This is a genomic window from Alteromonas sp. LMIT006, assembly GCF_024300645.1.
GTDB classification, from domain to species: Bacteria; Pseudomonadota; Gammaproteobacteria; order Enterobacterales; family Alteromonadaceae; genus Opacimonas; species Opacimonas immobilis.
In genome coordinates this window covers 874,870-892,362 of record NZ_CP101291.1, presented here as the reverse complement: position 1 = coordinate 892,362, position 17,493 = coordinate 874,870, and the positions used below count along the sequence as shown (strand labels likewise).

The window sequence follows — 17,493 nt, the reverse complement described above, 5'->3', positions numbered from 1 at the left end:
TAGATTAATTAGTTTGTGAGTTAAAATCGCCTTTTTCACGGCGCTCTAACAATTCTACTTCGATTTTATCTAGTAGCGTCTTGTCTAGTTTGTAGAACACCATCAACGCACCGCCGGCGATAAATAACACCGCTGGTAATAATGTTGTCATCCAGTGAATACCGTTCATAGCTGATTCGGTCAGTTCTGTATTGGCGACAAAACCAACAGCAGCAAGGATAAATCCTGGTAAGGCGCCACCAATAGCAGAACCAAATTTCAGCGCAAACATAGACGCGGAAACTGTGAGCCCTGAAGCGCGCGAACCAGTTAACCACTCACCGTATTCAGCACAGTCAGTAAACATCGCAAACAATAACGTAATGGTTAAACCAAAGGTAAATAGACCACAAGTGTGTAAGAACACAGCTAACCAATAGCTATCAGCTGGCACCATATAGCTCAAGACCAAGAAACCAGCGTGTGCCACAGATGACCATAATACAAGCATGTGCTTTGAGTAGCGCTTAGTAAACCAAGGCGTACACATCGCACCAATCAATTGGCCGAGCAAGGCAATCGAGGAGAACACAGCGACGCGGTCAAATATCCAAATAAAGGCTTCACTGCTGTGTCCTTGATAGTATTTGACGTAATAAATGACTGTCGCAACGCGCGTGACGTAAGCCACTAGCAACACAATACACACAAGTGCCAAAATCACCCATGAGATGTTTTTGATCAGCTCCTTCAAGTCTTCCATTGGCTTGGTTTTGTGTTTAGGAAGCTCGATGCGCTCTTTGGTTGTGGCAAACGTCGTCCAGAAGAACAACATAGACAAGATGGCGAATAAGATGATGGTCATTCTAAAACCAAACACATCATCGCCACCGCCAAGCATATTGACCAATGGGGTCGCGAACATTGCGACCAGCAAAGTACCACCACTAGCAAAGATGAAGCGATAAGTGGTGGCTTTAGTCCGCTCTTCTGCGACTGGAGAGATGACCGCTAATAGACCAGAGTAAGGGACGTTGATTGCGGTATAGATAAGCATGACGCCAATGTAGGTCACATAAGCATAAATGAGTTTACCGGTATCCGATAGTTCAGGGCCATAGAAAATCGCCACCCCTAAAATACCGTAAGGGATCGCCATGTATAACAGATATGGACGGTACTTACCAAAGCGTGAATTGGTACGGTCAGCAATTAACCCCATGCCTGGGTCTGTCACTGCATCAATGATTTTGGAAATCAACATCATGGTAGCAACCGCTGCCGGTGCAAGACCATAAACGTCGGTGTAATAGTACAATAGATATAGGCCAAAAAAGCCCAAATAAAAGTTCGAGGCCATATCGCCTAGGCCGTAACCAGCCTTTTCTTTAAACGATAATGGTGCGGTATCCGCTTTGCGATCGGTCATCTTAGTGCTCCTGATGTCGCTTATTATTTTCAGGCCGTGATAATAACATGATAATGTGCGTTAACACTATATTAACTTAATCAATTAAGTTAAATTTTAACAACTTTTCAAACCTCTACCACAAACAAACGTATGCATAATGATGCTAACGACAAATAACCATCCAGAAACTTGGCTTGAACCCCGTCCTGAGGGGTTATATTGCCAGCCCGCAGATGCCTATATAGATGCAATGCGTCCACATTCACGGGTCATTGTGACGCATGGGCACGCTGACCACGCACGCGGTGGGCATGGTCAGGTCTGGGCCACTCCAGAAACCTTAGCTATCATGGCGGTTCGCTATGGCGATGACCATGCTGTAATCACTTCTGCACTAGAATATGGTCAACGTATCAACATTGGTGTGATTGAACCCGTCTTTTTGACTTTCTATCCAGCTGGTCATATTTTGGGCTCGGCGCAAGTTTTGCTTGAGTATCGCGATGCCCGGGTGGTGATTACTGGCGACTACAAACGCACACCCGACCCCTCTTGTATGTCATTCACAGCAATACCATGCGATGTGTTTATTACTGAAGCCACATTTGCATTACCAGTATTTAAACATCCGACACTCTCATCACAAATCGACAGACTACTCACCTCGCTTGATCGCTTTCCCGAACGGTGCCATTTGATTGGTGTGTATGCATTGGGTAAATGCCAGCGTGTTCTGCTTGGCTTACGCGCCGCTGGCTATCAAGCGCCAATTTATGTGCATGGCGCTATGATTAAATTGATTGAGTTATATCGCAAGTATGGCTTTGATTTTGGCCAGATTATTCCGGTCACGGAAGTGGCGGATAAGCATGCACTCCGGGGTCAAATTGTCCTAGCCCCCCCTTCTGCTCTTCACGATCGCTGGTCAAGACGCCTACCTGATGTACTGACTGTCGGTGCATCGGGCTGGATGCAGGTACGTGCCCGTGCCAAACAAAAAAACGTAGAACTGCCACTGGTCATCTCTGACCACTGCGATTGGCAAGAATTATTAGACTCGATTCAAGAAGTCAATCCCAGAGAAGTCTGGGTAACCCATGGCCGTGAAGACGCACTTATTCATGCTTGTGAACAACTCGGTTATACTGCTCGCGCGCTCAGGTTAATTGGTTATGATGAGGATAGCGAGTCATGAGGCGCGTGGCTGAACTGTTTGATGCGTTGTATTTTACGCAAAGTCACAAAGCCAAGTCGCGACTATTGCGTGAGTATCTCACACAAGCTCCTGATCCTGAGCGCGGTTATGTCATTGCCATGCTCGCGGGGGACCTTCACTTTAAATTTTTCAAACGCAATACGATCAAACAGCTCATGCTCGAACGCATAGATGAAACCTTATTTACACTAAGCTACGACTACATTGGGGAAATGAGTGAGACGGTGGCGCATTTGTGGCCAGCAATACCTGATGAGGATTTTATTATTCCGTCATTTGATGAGGTAGTCGACTACGTCGAGTCTCACAAAAAAGCCGATATCGAAGAATTTTTAGTGCACTGTCTCAATAATTTTAGCCCTTCCATGCGCTGGAGTTTAATCAAAATGGGGACCGGTGGGTTACGCGTTGGTCTTTCGGCTCGGCGACTCAAACAGGTGTTAGCCGAATATGGCAACTGTGATGTGGCCGAAATCGAACAATTGTGGCATGGCCTTAGCCCACCTTATCAAGAATTGCTAGACTGGCTCGAGGGTAACGCTGACAAGCCCGATATTCGTGACAAAATTGTCTTTCACCCCGTCATGCTTGCTCACCCATTGCTTGCAGATGATATTGCAAAAATCGATTTATCCCAGTACATCGCAGAATACAAATACGATGGCATCCGCGTTCAAGTGGTAAACAAGCCTCAAGGCAAAGCCATGTTTTCACGTACTGGTGATGATATTAGCCATAGCTTTCCCGACGTATTACCGTTGCTAGAGGTCTATGGCGTGTTTGACGCAGAACTTTTGGCGTTTGATGCCGCTGGCAACATCAGTACGTTTAATCAATTACAGCAGCGCTTGAATAAGAAAAAACCCTCGCGTCAATTACAATCCGACATTCCATGTGGGTTAGTCATTTATGATGTATTGGAGCACAACGGGCAAGAGGTGACTCAGACAACTTTACTGGAGCGCCAGTTATTATTGCGTCGTTTATTCTCAGAATCACACGAGCGAGTTCGGTTATCCAAATCATTTACGATCAAAGATGTTGATGCGCTCCACTCACAAAGAGAGCAAGCTTGCCGAGAGCATGATGGTTTAGTCGAGGGCTTAATGCTTAAACGAGCCGATACTATGTACACACCAGGGCGTCCCAAAGGTTCATGGTACAAATTCAAACGCGATCCCAAACTGGTTGATGCCGTGATCATGTATGCCCAGCGTGGGCATGGCAAGCGTTCGTCATTTTACTCCGATTTTACCTTTGGGGTCTGGACAGACGTAGCAGGCGAGAGGCGTTTATTACCCATTGGCAAAGCTTATTCTGGATTTACCGATGCCGAGCTTAAAGAGCTCGACAAATGGGTGCGAAAGCATACTATTGGGCACTTTGGGCCAGTAAAAGAGGTCGAAAAAGCACTGGTATTTGAGGTGGCATTTGATGGTGCTCATGAATCAAATCGGCACAAATCAGGTATCGCCTTGCGCTTTCCTCGCATTCATCGCATACGCTGGGATAAGCCAGCAGAAGAAGCGGATACTTTGGAGGGCTTCAAACGAAGCTTCTTAAACTAACCTACCGCCTTAGGCTCAGCGTGCACCACTTTGCGAATGAGCGGAATAAAGCTCTCTAACGAGTCAACTTCAAAATTTGGGTCAAACCCTTCCGCATCCCACTCATCAACTAATTTCACAGCTAACTCATACCAAGGTTCGTCTTTGTATTGTAAGCGCAGATCAGTAGGTGCATCTAAGTATGCGTAGTAATGCTCACCTTGAAAATCTTGATGATATTTGAGCACATTATAAAGGTGGTCGTTCACATAGGGTTTGAACATTTCTGCGGCAATTGCGCCATGGTTCGGCACGTTGATAACTTTCGCAATGTCATGACACAGAGCGACGACAATTTCTTCATCACTTGCCCCAGCTCTACGGGCAAGCGTTCCAGTCATCAACGCATGTTGCAATTGATCACAACTGAATCCGAGGGTAATGCCTTCGAGTTGACGCAACATATCAATGAAACGGTCGGCGGTATTTTGAAAATCGGCCTTATGCGCTGCAGCGATTTTCATCCAGTCGTCTCTCGTACCGTCTTGCATACGGGTAAACGAGGCTTGCTGTGTTGAGTTTGTCATGTCCATGTCGGCGCTCCTTTGATGCTACTTAACAAGATATTAACAAACACCTCTTAAAAAACAAGGTCTAAAAAACGGCAATAAATTATGCTTGAGCGGAAGGTCTTGCTCGCATCGCATCAAGCCACCTTGATAAATGGACTTGATCAGCCTGCACCCTTAATTTGACGACTCTAGCAAACTCGATTGCACAAAACGCCGTAATATCTGCAATAGAATAGCTCTCACCTGCCAAGTAAGTATTCCCCGCTAGATGCTTATCCATCATATGCATAAACTTTGCTGCATTGATACCGGCCTCTCGACCATACTCTGGTACAGGCGTCATGCGATCTTTAAACGCGCCAGAGCTATGCTGGAAGCACATACCGACTTGGTTAAACAAGTACAACTCGGCGCGCTGTTGCCATTGCATGATGATGCCTTTTTCCAAAGGAGTGCTTCCCATCAATGTCGGTTCTGGATACAACGCTTCTAAATAAGTACAAATCGCGGTGGATTCACTGATACAAGTTCCGTCATCTAATTCAAGGATGGGGATTTTACCCAACGGATTTTTGGCTCGCATGGCATCAGATAGATTGTCACCTGCCACAATATCCACTTGCTCAACGTCACAATGAATACCCTTTTCAGCCATAAAAATTCGTACTCGACGAGGTGTTGGAGCAGTTTTGGTATCGTAAAGTTTCAAGAGTGTATTCCTTTGTGTTTATGCTTTTTTAAAGACCTGAACATAATTGACGGGCATTGCAGGCGTCAAGCGCCACTTACTTTTAAACACATTATATTGCATACCGGTTTGCTCAATCATCTCACATCCAGATTGTTCAGCCCATCCCGATAATTCGTCCGGTTTCACAAATTTATGCCAGCTATGGGTTCCTTTAGGAAGGTAACTCATGACATATTCCGCGCCGACAATGGCAATCATAAAGGATTTAATCGTCCGATTAAGAGTCGCCAAAATCAATATTCCACCCGGCTTGACCAACTTAGCGCATTGTTCAATGAGCAGGGATTGATTATGCACATGTTCTACCACTTCGGCATTGATCACCACATCGAACAAACGGCCATCGGCTAATAAATCTGATGCCATGGCATGTTCGTAGTTCACCGGTGTTGTCGTGTTATGCGCATGCTGACGAGCGACTCTAATACTCATGGCACTGGCATCAATTCCTGTTACCGTCGCACCCAAATTGGCCAAAGGTTCAGACACTAAGCCTCCACCGCAACCAACATCCAAAATCGACAAGCCTTCAAAAACCCGGCCCAAATCATAAAGGTGCCAAAGGTTCTCAGTTGGTTTTGGCACGAACGCTAACTCCCGGTCAAAATGTGTGGCAATAACTTGAGTAAAATACGCTAAGCGAGCATGATTAAATGCAATCGCTTGGGCATATTTGCCCATTGGGTCCCACCACTGGTCAGCCAATTCGTCAAACTTGGCCACTTCTGAAGGGTCTAAGGTGGTACTGAGGTCACCGACTAAGGCGCTTTTGTCTAACATACTTGTAATATAAAAAAAGAGTTTGATTTTAATACGTAAAGGCATACCGATAAGTTTGCATAATTTTTAATACGGACACAATTTTTGATTGTGTTAAACTGCGTGTTCAATACGTCTACCATGCTTAAATCAACTCAAAGGAAAGCTCATGACCGAACGCAATGTACTTAGCGAGCCATTACAACCTTGTTGCGATGGCACTGGTTTTATGCGTAATGGTTACTGTCAAGTGCCATTTAGCGACCGTGGTAATCATTCAGTATGCTCGATTGTCACCGATGAGTTTCTGCAAATGCAAGCACGGTTAGGCAACGATTTGATCACACCCATTCCCGCCTATCAATTTCCTGGCCTTAAAGCTGGCGACCGTTGGTGTTTATGTGCCTCACGCTGGAAACAAGCCTATGACTATGGGATTGCACCGCAAGTTGATTTGCATGCAACGAGTGAAGCTGCACTGCAAATTGTGACTCTCGACGCACTTAAAGCTCATGCAATAGACCCACAATAACCATGTTGGAATGGCTTCTTCCCGCAGAATTTGCACTGACTAACGCTATTATTCTTATTCTCAGCGCAGGATTTACGTCTTTTGTGTCTGCGTCTATGGGGATTGGTGGTGGCTTATTGCTCCTCATCATTATGGCTAATATCATGCCATTAGCCGCATTAATCCCTGTGCATGGTTTGGTACAGCTTGGCTCCAACGTCAATCGGATGGTGATGACCAGGCAGCATATTCAAATGAGTATTGTAGGGTACTTTGCGATAGGCGCAGTGATTGCGGCACTCGTTGCGAGTTTTGTGATCGTGCAGTTGCCGTTATCGCTGATTGAGTTAGCAATTGGCATATTTGTGTTAGCCATGGTGTGGGGAATAAAGCCGCAAAAACGAGATTTACCCAAGCCTTTGCGCATTTTGGCTGGCAGTGTAACGACCTTCTTATCCATGTTCATTGGCGCGACTGGGCCATTAGTTGCAGCAATCATTCATTCACAACGCGCGGATAAACATCAAATCGTCGCCACCTTCTCCACCTGCATGAGCTTGCAACACGGATTGAAAATGCTGGTGTTTGGTGTGGTGGGATTTGCCTTTTTGCCCTGGTTGCCGTTGGTGATCGCCATGATTGTGAGTGGCGCTATCGGGACTTGGATCGGGTTAAAGTTACTGAACCGCTTTTCAGCCAACACCTTCGAATGGGCATTTAAAGGGATCATGACAGTATTGGCGCTGCGCACCTTATATAGCGGTGCACAAGGGTTACTGTAAGGACTTTCTCTCTTGCTCTTTCAACCGCGCAATACCACTGAACATGCTACCTAAACCCGCGCAAATTAAAAATATAAAAATGCCAAGTCCCACGGGGGAACCCCATCCCAAAATGTGATACCACATTTCCATTTTACAACTCCTTATCTTCTTGCTGCGCTTTCAGTAGCGCCTGCTGTGTTTCTGACAACTCTGCTTTATCCAAACGTGCCTGCTCTGCTTCCCACGAAGCCAACTGCTCTTTGGCGTAGGCATCCACGTCGTCTTTGTGATTGCTGATCCACCAGCGCTCCATTAACTGGACATTTTTGGTATTGGCTTTATAAAAGATATCAACGATATCCCCAACCAGCGGCACAAAACCCAGACCAAAATCGAGTAACGAGTTGCGAACCATTTGTGTCAAAACCGTTTTTGGTACACCCATTTTGCGCCCCAAGTATACGATGCGCCAAGACATCAGCAACACAATGGCATCGCCAATCCCAGGAATCAAACCAATTAAAAAATCCAGACCAACGCGAACCCCGATAAATGGGATCTTGACCGCAGTATCTAAGGTGTTCGCAATATCTTGAGCGTCTGTGAGTGCTTTGGGCGCTAGCATGTATCTTCCTTAATATCTAAAACTAGACTGGGGCATCCAATGCCTTAGCCTCTTTCGCGCGAATCGCAATGTCATCTGCTGACGCATTCGTCCAACCCTGCATGTGGTCTTGCAACAACCCATAGAGCATATCAATATGGGCATCCGTTGCATTTAGGCATGGAATATATTCGTAGCGTTCGCCACCGTTTTCCATAAAATATTCGCGATTTTCTTCGCCAATTTCTTCGATGGTTTCTAAACAATCGGCACTAAAACCAGGGCAAATGACTTGTAGCGACTTCACACCTTGCTCAGGCAATCCTTTTAATGTTTCATCTGTATATGGCTTTAACCATTCTTCGCGACCAAAACGTGATTGGAACGTTGTCATGTATTCGTCTTTGGCTAACCCAAGTGCCTCTGTCACTAAACGAGTTGTTTTGTGACATTCACAGTGATACGGGTCACCATTAAGCAAATAACGCTTGGGGATACCGTGATAAGAAAAAACAAGCTTATCCGCGCGACCATGTTCATCCCAATGCGCTTTGATGCTGTCTGCAATACACTGGATGAAGCGCGCGTCATCGTGATATTGATTAATAAATCTGAGCTCAGGTAACCAACGACGTGAGGTAAAATCTTCAGCCAGTGCATCAAACGTTGACCCTGTAGTTGAAGCACAATATTGTGGATAAAGCGGTAAAACGACTACTTTACGCGCCCCGCGTTGAAGCAAACTATCCATTGCATTCCCCACCGAAGGTTGTCCATAGCGCATCGCAAAATCCACGAGCACCTCACCTGGACGGTCAGCATCGAATTTAGCCTGTAATGCTGCAGCCTGATTTTTGGTGTGCGTTAAAAGCGGTGAGCCATCTTCTGTCCACACGGTCGCATAGGCCTCAGCCGATTTTTTGGGACGAAAGTTCAAAATGACGAGATTTAAAACACACCACCAAATGAGTTTTGGCACCTCAACCACACGAGGGTCGGATAAAAACTGCTTGAGATATGGCTTCAGTGCCTGTTTAGTGGGCGCCTCGGGGGTACCTAAATTAGTGATCAATACGCCTAGCTTATCGCCTTGATCATGAGTGAATCCTGTGTTCTTAGTATACTTCATTAGTCGTTTCCACAAAAAGAATGTCTAATATACGTGTTAATATGTAAAGAAGCTTATTGTTTGGCAAAAATCACATGCGCCAATCATTATGGCGCAGGGTAATAGGTTGGCGAACCAAAACCCACGGGGATCCCCAAAACGAACACCCATATATAAAACAAGATTGTCCAGCCAGCCATAAACACCATCGAATAAGGCAACATCATGGCAATCATAGTGCCCATCCCAGTGTCTTTCTTGTATTTCACAGCCATTGCCAAGATAAGTCCAAAGTAGCTCATCATAGGTGAGATAACATTTGTCACCGAATCCCCAATACGGTAAGCCGCTTGAATCACTTCAGGTGAATAGCCAACCAGCATAAGCATAGGGACAAAAATCGGTGCTGTCACTGCCCACTGAGCCGAAGCACTGCCTAATGATAAATTGACCAGACCACACATTAGGATAAACAAGATAAAGATCTCTGGACCATTTAAACCAACAGCCTGAATGCCTGCGGCGCCATTTACAGCTAAAACGGTGCCTAGATTGGTCCATTTAAAAAACGCCACAAACTGCGCCGCAAAAAACACCAACACAATATAAATACCCAATGAGCTCATCGATTTGCCCATGGCTTCAATCACATCGCGGTCGTTTTTCATGGTGCCAACGGTTTTGCCGTACACAAAACCGGGGATAGCGAAGGTAACAAAAATAAAGGCCACAATCCCTTTTAAGAAGGGCGACCCCATCACCATACCCGTCTCTTGGTTGCGCAAAATACCCCATTCTGGTACGACAGTTAAGGCCAACAAGCCACACAAACCTAAGAAAGCCAGGCCTGCATTGCGCATCCCTTTATACTCAAGCGCGGTTGGTTTTTCGATCTTTGGCGCATCGAGCTTTTCTGGGGCATCACTGGGATTGTACTTGCCCAGACGAGGTTCAACGATGTGCTCAGTGACAAAGTACCCCATAGCCGCCACCACAAAAGTACTGGCAATCATAAACCAATGGTTAGCAATCGGGCTAACTTCATAACCTGGGTCAATCATTTGCGCCGCGGGCGTGGTGATCCCAGCTAACAAGGGATCAATTGTTCCTAACAGCAAATTGGCGGAATAACCTGCCGACACACCAGCAAATGCCGCAGCTAAGCCGGCCAATGGATGTCGGCCCAAGGAATGAAATATCATTGCCGCCAGTGGAATAATAACAACGTAACCTAGCTCAGAAGCTGTATTTGATATTATCCCAGCAAACACAATAATAAAAGTGACCATCTGACGGGGTGCGCCCACCACAAGTGAGCGAAGTGTGGCAGACAATAAACCAGAATGCTCTGCCACTGAGACTCCTAATAACGCCACTAATACCGTTCCTAAGGGGGCAAAATTGGTAAAATTACTCACCAGACCCGTGACGATTCGCGCCAGACCATCTGCATTCATCAATGAAATTACCTCAATCATGCCGTCCGCTTCACGGCCTTTAGCCCCTTCTGGACGGGGATCCGCTACGGCAATATCAAAATAGCCTAATACCCCACTCAACAACACGATAAAAATCGATAAGATAGCAAACAAGGTCACAGGATGAGGTAAGAGGTTGCCGAGACGCTCAACGCCATTGAGAAATCGTGCAAACAAGCCGGTACTGGCTTGTTTGGAAAAAGAGTCTGTCGGGTAGGCCATGAAAAGTCCTTATTATTATGCTTATACTTTTTGGTCTGAACTGAGTTTGAAATGTTATCACAGATTAATACTGTAATTAAGATTGGTGAATTAAATTCTAAACAAACAAAAACGCCAACCCAAGGGTTGGCGTTTAGATTCACTACTCAGGTGTATTATTCGACACTGTTAACTGTGCCTGATTGAGCATTCAGATAACGGAAGAAGTCTGAGTTCGGCTCTACGATCAACACGTCTTGCTTTGAGTTAAAGCTGCCGCGATATGCATCCATCGAACGTAAGAAACTGTAAAACTCAGGATTCTGTGAATATGCCTCTGCATAAATACGTGCGGCTTCGGCATCACCCTCACCGCGAAGTTGACGTGCATTACGTTCTGCATCAGCTAACATTACTGTGACTCGAGCATCGATGTCAGCACGAATGATATCCGCTTGTTCTTGACCTTCAGAACGGTGCTCACGAGCAACCGCTGCACGCTCAGCACGCATACGTTGGAAGATTGAGTTTGACACTTCTAACGGTAAGTTAATTTGCTTCACGCGCACATCGATAATTTCGATACCCAACTCATCAGAGCTTTCTGATGCTTGCGCCATTGCCTCATCCATCAGCTCGGAACGCTCACCCGAAACAATCTGAGAAATCGTGCGGGTACCAAACTCAGAGCGTAAGCCGTTGTTTACTTTTTGCTTCAATAGCGCTTCGGCTTGCAAAGTGTTTCCACCAGTTGATAGATAGTAACGCTCGAAGTCATCAATGCGCCATTTTACGTACGAGTCAACAATTAAGTCTTTTTTCTCGCTAGTAACAAAACGGTCTGGGGCATCATCCAACGTTTGAATGCGCGCATCTAACACACGTTTTGAATCGATGAATGGCATTTTGAAGTGTAGACCCGGTTCATAAATCTTAGTGAGTCCAGTATCGTTATCCTTTTTGACCTTACCAAATTGGATCACAATGGCACGAGTTCCTTCGCCAACAAAAAATACGGCTCCAGACAGAATGAGTGCCACTGCAACAACAATTGCTACAATTAAATTTTTCATCAATTATCTCCCTGTACGTCCGTTGTTATTGCTACGTAAACCACCGTTCGGAGACGAGGCATTTTGACGGTCTACCGTTGCCGCATTACGCAAACCTTCTAGGGCATTTTGTGTAGCATTCATTGGTAACTGTGACGAATTTGATGTATTTTGACGCTCGAGGATCTTATCCAATGGTAAGTACATCATTGAACCGCCGCTTTTATTATCAACCATGATCTTAGACGTGCTTGAGAACACTTCTTCCATCGTCTCAATGTAGATACGTTGGCGTGTTACTTCTGGCGCCGCCTCGTACTGAGGTAATAACTTCGCAAAGCGCGCCACCTCACCTTGAGCTTCTAACGTTACTCGAGTTTTGTAAGCCGTCGCTTCTTCGTTCATACGATTCACTTGACCACGTGCACGAGGTTCAATCTCACGAGCATAGGCCTCGGCTTCACGAATGAAACGAATTTCATCTTCTTGGGCTGCAATCGCATCATCGAATGCGTCTTTTACTTCTTCAGGAGGACGAGCGTCCTTAAAGTTCATGTCAATGATCGAAACGCCCATGTCATACGGCTCAATGATGGCTTGAAGCTCATCCCACACGCGCTGGCGGGTGACTTCACGGCCTGATGTCAAGACGGCATCCATGGTCGAATGGCCGACCACATAGCGTATCGCTGAATCTAGCGCCTGTGACAAGCTTTGCTCTGGGTTGACCACATGAAACACAAATTTCTTGGGATCAACCACGCGGTATTGCATTTCCATCTGAACACGCACCACGTTCTCATCTTCGGTGAGCATAGATCCCGCTGAAGCCTGATCACGAATGGTTTGCACGTCGACGGGAATAACGCGATCAATAAACGTCGGTTTCCATTGTAAGCCTGGTTCAACTAGGTTGTGATAGGCTCCAAAGCGCAATACCACACCACGCTCTGCTTCGCGAATGGTATAAAAGCCACTTATCACCCAAACGACGACAAGGATAGCCAATAAAATAGAAATCCCCACACCGCCAAGATTGATTGAGCTAGAGCCACCGCGATTGCCACCGCCGTTGCCGCCAAACTTACCAAATAGCTTTTTGAATACTTCGTCAAGATCAGGTGGGCCTTGGTTATTGCCCCCTTTATTCTTCCACGGGTCGTTATTGTTACCGCCCGGCTCATTCCAAGCCATGTCTACTCTCCGTTGTTCAATGTTATTAAAATGATACGTATCAAATCTTTAAATAGTCTAACTATATCGACTACTTTTTGTTTATTTAACCAGAAAGACGTCTAATTGCCCATCTAATCTTTTGTTTAATTTGTGCCAATCTGTTACTGGTAATCGTATGTTCACAATCCAGTTACCGTTTTCGTCGTAATGTTGTTCTACAATACAATCATATTCATGCATCGTTGCAGCGACTTTACCCGCATATGGTGGGATGGCTAACTGGCAAATTTGCATGCTTTGCCTTAAACATTCAGTAAGGGCTTTTTCTAATAATTCAATGCCTAACCCTTGTTGAGCGGATATCCACACGCGCTCTGGGCGACCTTCTTCATTATAATCAATATGTGGCTCAACACCTTCTAACCGGTCAATTTTATTACAAATAATCAGTTGCGGAATCTCATCCGCTTCAATTTCTTGGAGGACATCATTGACCTGTTGCATATTGTCGCGATACTGATCGTCGGCAAAATCCACGACATGCAATAATAAGTCCGCTTCTTGAGTTTCCTGTAAAGTCGCTTTAAACGCTGCGACCAAATCATGTGGCAAGTGTCTGATAAAACCAACCGTATCCGCCAATATAACCGGGCCAACGTCTTTTAGATCTAACTTGCGCAGAGTCGGATCGAGCGTCGCAAACAACTGATCCGCTGCATACACTCCGGCATCAGTAATCGTATTAAACAACGTTGATTTTCCTGCATTGGTATAGCCGACTAAAGACAAAGTTGGAATTTCAGCACGTTTTCGTGACCGTCTGCCTTGTTCACGCTGTTTGGCCACCTTGTCTAGGCGCTTTAAAATGGTTTTAATTCGACCTCTTAATAAACGTCTATCGGTTTCAAGTTGAGTCTCACCTGGCCCCCGAAGACCAATCCCGCCTTTTTGTCGTTCTAAGTGGGTCCAACCTCGGATCAAACGAGTCGAAATATGACGCAGCTGAGCTAATTCAACTTGCAGCTTACCTTCGTGCGTGCGAGCACGCTGAGCAAAAATATCCAAGATTAAACCCGTTCGGTCTAACACTCGACACTTACAAATAGCTTCTAAATTACGCTCTTGAGAAGGCGATAGCGAATGGTTAAAAATGACGACATTGGCTTCATGCGCTTGCACCATAGCAGCAATTTCATCTGCTTTACCAGAACCGACAAAATACTTTGGATGAGGCGCACTGCGCGAAGCGGTAATGATTTCACAACTTTCAACACCGGCCGAGCTGACCAACATCTGGAGTTCATGAATATCTTCTTGAGCAGATTCTGCGGCGAAATCGACGTGGACAAGCACAGCTTGTTCACCACCTTGATAGCGGTCAAACAAGCTTAGAACTACCTCGTTGTAAAACGAAGAATGGTACAGCTATCAAAAAAGGCTTACTCACTCGGAGAATCACCATCCTGAGTCGGCATTTGAATTGCCTTAGAAGGTACTACAGTTGAAATCGCATGCTTATAGACCATTTGGCTTACTGTGTTCTTTAGCAAAATAACAAACTGATCGAACGACTCCACTTGGCCTTGTAACTTAATACCGTTAACTAGATAAATCGACACAGGAATGCGCTCTTTGCGTAATATATTGAGGAATGGGTCTTGAAGTGATTGCCCTTTAGCCATGCGTTTTTCCTTACTTTTCTTATAATTGTAACTGGTTTAACAGTTGAAAATAGAATACACAATAAGATACAAGGTGTACACCATTAAAGTCGACTAATTTTTAATCAACTTTAGTATTAGGGACAAATTCTCAGCGTCAAATGTATTGAGCCAAGTCACATCATCCCATCCTCTGAGCCACGTTAACTGGCGCTTTGCGAGCTGCCGAGTAGCAATGATGCCACGTTCTTTTGCCTCATCAAAACTCAATTCACTTTCCAAAAATTGCCACGTTTGTCTATATCCTACACAACGAATACTTGGTAGTTCTGGATGCAAATCTTTACGTTTATACAATTTTTTGACTTCTTCGATTAAGCCATACGCTAACATTTGTTCATAGCGAAGCCTTATTCGCTCATGTAACACAGCTCGATCTTCAGGTGCGATAGCAAATTGGGCAACACTGTATGGAATAGGTGGTGAGTTTTGTTGTTGCAGTTCAGATAAAGGTCGACCTGTTAGCTCAAACACCTCCAATGCTCTTAATAAGCGTTGAGGATCATTGGGGTGAATGCGCTGCGCACTCTCTGGATCACATTCTGCTAGCCGCTTGTGCATGGCTTCCCAGCCTTTTAATTCCGCCTGCTCGGTCAAGTCCGCACGAACACACTCGTTCGCAGCTGGCAAGGCTGAAATACCTTTAATCAAGGCGTTAAAGTACATCATGGTACCGCCGACTAAGATAGGCATCTTGCCCCGCGAGCGAATATCTTCGATTAGACGCAATGTATCGTTGCGAAATTCAGATACAGAATACGTTTCAGACGGGTCGCGAATGTCTAATAAATGGTGCACAACACCGCTTTGTTCTGCAGCATCAGGTTTTGCCGTACCAATGTCCATCCCCCGATAAATGAGGGCTGAATCCACACTGATTATTTCACCCTCGCACACCTTGGCTAATTCGATCCCTAACGAGGTTTTTCCTGATGCCGTTGGCCCCATTATAAATACGACTTCCGCAGGATCCGATGGGCTCGCAACTCGATATTTATTCATCGCATACCACGCGACAAGGCTGACTGGCTCGTTGTAAAACATCTAAGTGTTCATTTGATAAAGAATGTAGCCAAAGGTTGACTGGGGTAAAAAGGTCGTGATTATGCGTTAATGAGTGTGCCAAGGCGGATAGATTAATTGTTTCACAATCACCTAACACTCCGACTATTTGTGACCAAGGCAGACTCCGCAAACGACTGGGCACACGTTTAATAATGATTTTTTGTTGTACATATTGAATATCAAAGCCATCGGCCAATTCAATCGAAGGTGCATGGGCCGCCTTTATCGAAACCGGTAGTAATAATGGCGTTGAAGCTTCACTCTCATCACATTGAATCTGCAAGTACAGCGTTAAGACGTCAACAGCATTAACGACTTTGAGACGATCATTGATCCACAATACGCGCATATCCGGTAATAACACCCAGTGAGTCTCAATACGTTCTGAGGTTCGACTTGAAGTCGTCAGCAATTCAGCATAATTGTGCAGCGCTTGGCGACTGGGATGATGAGCAGAGTATGGCTCAAATGATGTCTCTTTCCCAGCAGCGGCTTGTATGTTGGCGTTTGTATCTTGTTGCAGTGGCCGAATATAGTCGTGTTGTACGGATTCCTCAGCAATGTGGGTATAATCAGGAGTGTCGACAAAACCGCCTTGCAATACATCGCTAATGGCTTGGTAAATAAAATCATGAACGATGCGACTTTCAACAAAACGCACTTCATGCTTAGCTGGATGTACATTAACATCAAAACCTTGCGTAGGTAAGGTCAGAAAAACGACATAACCTGCGTGTTGCTGAGCGGGGATCATGCCCTCATAAGCTTGCCGTATCGCATGCATTATCAACTTGTCTCGCATCATCCGTCCGTTCACGTAAATAAACTGCAAACTGTTGTCGGTAAAGCCATCCATGGGTTTGCTCACGAAAGCGTTCAGCTGATAATCCTGATATTGCGTTTCAACGCGTAACGCATTTTGCGCAAAAGCCTCGCCACACACATCTTTGATACGTCGTTCTAGTGAGTCTCGCGCTGGCAGTTTTAAGACGGATTTTTGATTATGCGATAAAGTAAAGCCTACATCATAATGCGCCAAAGCAATTCGTTTTATCAGAGTCTGAATATGTTGAAACTCTGTTTTAGGGGCTTTTAAGAATTTTCTTCTCGCTGGCGTATTAAAAAACAAATCGCGGATTTCAACGGTACTGCCGACTGGATGCGCGACCGGTTCAAAAGTCACAGCTTGCTCTTTGCCTTCAGCAAACACCAGCCACGCCTCTTCTTGATGGTCCGGACGGCTCGATAATGTCAAACGAGAAACCGAACTGATACTCGCTAATGCTTCGCCACGAAATCCGAGTGATTGAATGTTTTCCAAATCATTTAATTCAGAAATTTTGCTTGTCGCATGACGGGCTAACGCGAGCGGCAATTCATCTTTAGCAATACCACAACCATCGTCTTGGATGCGAATCACTTTTGCTCCGCCTTGTTCAATGTCGACGGATATCTGAGTAGCACCAGCATCAAGGCTATTTTCAACACATTCTTTGACAATCGAAGCGGGGCGTTCGACCACTTCACCGGCGGCAATCTGGTTCGCTAACTGTGGGGGTAATATTTGGATTGCCATGC

The 17,493-nt window shown here is 45.4% G+C and carries 17 protein-coding genes; 4 read left to right on the top strand and 13 right to left on the bottom strand.

Going from position 1 to position 17,493, the window contains the following annotated elements; genetic code table 11:
- Positions 1–4: 4 nt before the first annotated feature.
- Positions 5–1,408 carry an MFS transporter gene (locus NLG07_RS04175; protein ID WP_254856442.1) on the bottom strand — a complete coding sequence of 468 codons (1,404 nt, stop codon included), beginning with the start codon at positions 1,406–1,408 and terminating at the stop codon, positions 5–7.
- A 139-nt stretch (positions 1,409–1,547) separates the two neighbouring features.
- On the opposite strand from NLG07_RS04175, the gene NLG07_RS04170 reads away from it, so the two are divergent.
- Both NLG07_RS04170 and NLG07_RS04165 read left to right on the top strand, forming a co-directional pair.
- Positions 1,548–2,585, top strand: coding sequence for a ligase-associated DNA damage response exonuclease (locus tag NLG07_RS04170; protein WP_254856441.1), 1,038 nt, complete (start codon positions 1,548–1,550; stop codon positions 2,583–2,585).
- Positions 2,582–4,174, top strand: coding sequence for a cisplatin damage response ATP-dependent DNA ligase (locus NLG07_RS04165; RefSeq protein WP_254856440.1), 1,593 nt, complete (start codon positions 2,582–2,584; stop codon positions 4,172–4,174). Before NLG07_RS04170 ends, NLG07_RS04165 begins: the two co-directional genes overlap by 4 nt.
- Here NLG07_RS04165 and NLG07_RS04160 read toward each other — a convergent pair.
- The 3 genes from NLG07_RS04160 to ubiG form a co-directional block, all read right to left on the bottom strand.
- Positions 4,171–4,746 carry an HD domain-containing protein gene (locus NLG07_RS04160; protein ID WP_254856439.1) on the bottom strand — a complete coding sequence of 192 codons (576 nt, stop codon included), beginning with the start codon at positions 4,744–4,746 and terminating at the stop codon, positions 4,171–4,173. The genes NLG07_RS04165 and NLG07_RS04160 overlap by 4 nt on opposite strands.
- Before the next feature lie 79 nt (positions 4,747–4,825).
- Entirely contained in the window at positions 4,826–5,434 is a 609-nt protein-coding gene (locus tag NLG07_RS04155; RefSeq protein ID WP_254856438.1) for a glutathione S-transferase family protein, read from the bottom strand.
- A gap of 18 nt (positions 5,435–5,452) precedes the next feature.
- Positions 5,453–6,256: a bifunctional 2-polyprenyl-6-hydroxyphenol methylase/3-demethylubiquinol 3-O-methyltransferase UbiG gene (gene ubiG / locus NLG07_RS04150; protein ID WP_254856437.1), complete on the bottom strand. Its 804-nt coding sequence runs from the start codon at positions 6,254–6,256 to the stop codon at positions 5,453–5,455.
- Positions 6,257–6,404: 148 nt separating this feature from the next.
- Between ubiG and NLG07_RS04145 the strand changes: the two genes are divergently transcribed.
- Positions 6,405–6,767: a DUF2237 family protein gene (locus NLG07_RS04145; RefSeq protein ID WP_254856436.1), complete on the top strand. Its 363-nt coding sequence runs from the start codon at positions 6,405–6,407 to the stop codon at positions 6,765–6,767.
- Between the two features lie 2 nt (positions 6,768–6,769).
- Entirely contained in the window at positions 6,770–7,528 is a 759-nt protein-coding gene (locus NLG07_RS04140) for a sulfite exporter TauE/SafE family protein (protein ID WP_254856435.1), read from the top strand.
- A 133-nt stretch (positions 7,529–7,661) separates the two neighbouring features.
- Here NLG07_RS04140 and NLG07_RS04135 read toward each other — a convergent pair whose 3' ends face one another.
- From NLG07_RS04135 to mutL, 9 genes are all read right to left on the bottom strand, one after another.
- A complete protein-coding gene (locus NLG07_RS04135; RefSeq protein ID WP_254856434.1) occupies positions 7,662–8,135 on the bottom strand; it encodes a DUF4112 domain-containing protein in 474 nt (157 codons plus the stop codon).
- 22 nt (positions 8,136–8,157) lie between these two features.
- Positions 8,158–9,243 (bottom strand): ferrochelatase, encoded by a 1,086-nt coding sequence (hemH, locus tag NLG07_RS04130; protein ID WP_254856433.1) that lies wholly within the window; start codon positions 9,241–9,243, stop codon positions 8,158–8,160.
- A gap of 86 nt (positions 9,244–9,329) precedes the next feature.
- Positions 9,330–10,922 carry an AbgT family transporter gene (locus tag NLG07_RS04125; RefSeq protein ID WP_254856432.1) on the bottom strand — a complete coding sequence of 531 codons (1,593 nt, stop codon included), beginning with the start codon at positions 10,920–10,922 and terminating at the stop codon, positions 9,330–9,332.
- 155 nt (positions 10,923–11,077) lie between these two features.
- The gene (gene hflC, locus NLG07_RS04120; RefSeq protein ID WP_254856431.1) at positions 11,078–11,974 is read right to left on the bottom strand and encodes a protease modulator HflC; all 897 of its coding nucleotides are present in this window, start codon (positions 11,972–11,974) and stop codon (positions 11,078–11,080) included.
- 3 nt (positions 11,975–11,977) lie between these two features.
- Complete coding sequence (hflK, locus tag NLG07_RS04115) at positions 11,978–13,147, bottom strand: FtsH protease activity modulator HflK (RefSeq protein ID WP_254856430.1); 1,170 nt, start codon at positions 13,145–13,147, stop codon at positions 11,978–11,980.
- Positions 13,148–13,228: 81 nt separating this feature from the next.
- On the bottom strand, positions 13,229–14,515 hold the full coding sequence (hflX, locus tag NLG07_RS04110) for a ribosome rescue GTPase HflX (protein ID WP_254856429.1): 1,287 nt from the start codon (positions 14,513–14,515) through the stop codon (positions 13,229–13,231).
- A gap of 53 nt (positions 14,516–14,568) precedes the next feature.
- Positions 14,569–14,811, bottom strand: a complete 243-nt coding sequence (gene hfq, locus NLG07_RS04105) for an RNA chaperone Hfq (RefSeq protein ID WP_254856428.1) — start codon at positions 14,809–14,811, stop codon at positions 14,569–14,571.
- A 93-nt stretch (positions 14,812–14,904) separates the two neighbouring features.
- Positions 14,905–15,852, bottom strand: coding sequence for a tRNA (adenosine(37)-N6)-dimethylallyltransferase MiaA (gene miaA / locus NLG07_RS04100; protein ID WP_254856427.1), 948 nt, complete (start codon positions 15,850–15,852; stop codon positions 14,905–14,907).
- Positions 15,845–17,491 (bottom strand): DNA mismatch repair endonuclease MutL, encoded by a 1,647-nt coding sequence (gene mutL / locus NLG07_RS04095; protein WP_254856426.1) that lies wholly within the window; start codon positions 17,489–17,491, stop codon positions 15,845–15,847. The genes miaA and mutL overlap by 8 nt, the downstream gene beginning before the upstream one ends.
- Positions 17,492–17,493: the final 2 nt, after the last annotated feature.

Coding starts and splice junctions, on each gene's coding strand:
- NLG07_RS04170 (WP_254856441.1), top strand. CDS start 1,548: ATGATGCTAACGACAAATAACCATCCAGAAACTTGGCTTGAACCCCGT.
- hflC (WP_254856431.1), bottom strand. CDS start 11,974: ATGAAAAATTTAATTGTAGCAATTGTTGTTGCAGTGGCACTCATTCTG.
- NLG07_RS04165 (WP_254856440.1), top strand. CDS start 2,582: ATGAGGCGCGTGGCTGAACTGTTTGATGCGTTGTATTTTACGCAAAGT.
- mutL (WP_254856426.1), bottom strand. CDS start 17,491: ATGGCAATCCAAATATTACCCCCACAGTTAGCGAACCAGATTGCCGCC.
- NLG07_RS04175 (WP_254856442.1), bottom strand. CDS start 1,408: ATGACCGATCGCAAAGCGGATACCGCACCATTATCGTTTAAAGAAAAG.
- NLG07_RS04160 (WP_254856439.1), bottom strand. CDS start 4,746: ATGGACATGACAAACTCAACACAGCAAGCCTCGTTTACCCGTATGCAA.
- hflK (WP_254856430.1), bottom strand. CDS start 13,147: ATGGCTTGGAATGAGCCGGGCGGTAACAATAACGACCCGTGGAAGAAT.
- hfq (WP_254856428.1), bottom strand. CDS start 14,811: ATGGCTAAAGGGCAATCACTTCAAGACCCATTCCTCAATATATTACGC.
- ubiG (WP_254856437.1), bottom strand. CDS start 6,256: ATGTTAGACAAAAGCGCCTTAGTCGGTGACCTCAGTACCACCTTAGAC.
- miaA (WP_254856427.1), bottom strand. CDS start 15,852: ATGAATAAATATCGAGTTGCGAGCCCATCGGATCCTGCGGAAGTCGTA.
- hemH (WP_254856433.1), bottom strand. CDS start 9,243: ATGAAGTATACTAAGAACACAGGATTCACTCATGATCAAGGCGATAAG.
- NLG07_RS04135 (WP_254856434.1), bottom strand. CDS start 8,135: ATGCTAGCGCCCAAAGCACTCACAGACGCTCAAGATATTGCGAACACC.
- NLG07_RS04145 (WP_254856436.1), top strand. CDS start 6,405: ATGACCGAACGCAATGTACTTAGCGAGCCATTACAACCTTGTTGCGAT.
- NLG07_RS04140 (WP_254856435.1), top strand. CDS start 6,770: ATGTTGGAATGGCTTCTTCCCGCAGAATTTGCACTGACTAACGCTATT.
- NLG07_RS04125 (WP_254856432.1), bottom strand. CDS start 10,922: ATGGCCTACCCGACAGACTCTTTTTCCAAACAAGCCAGTACCGGCTTG.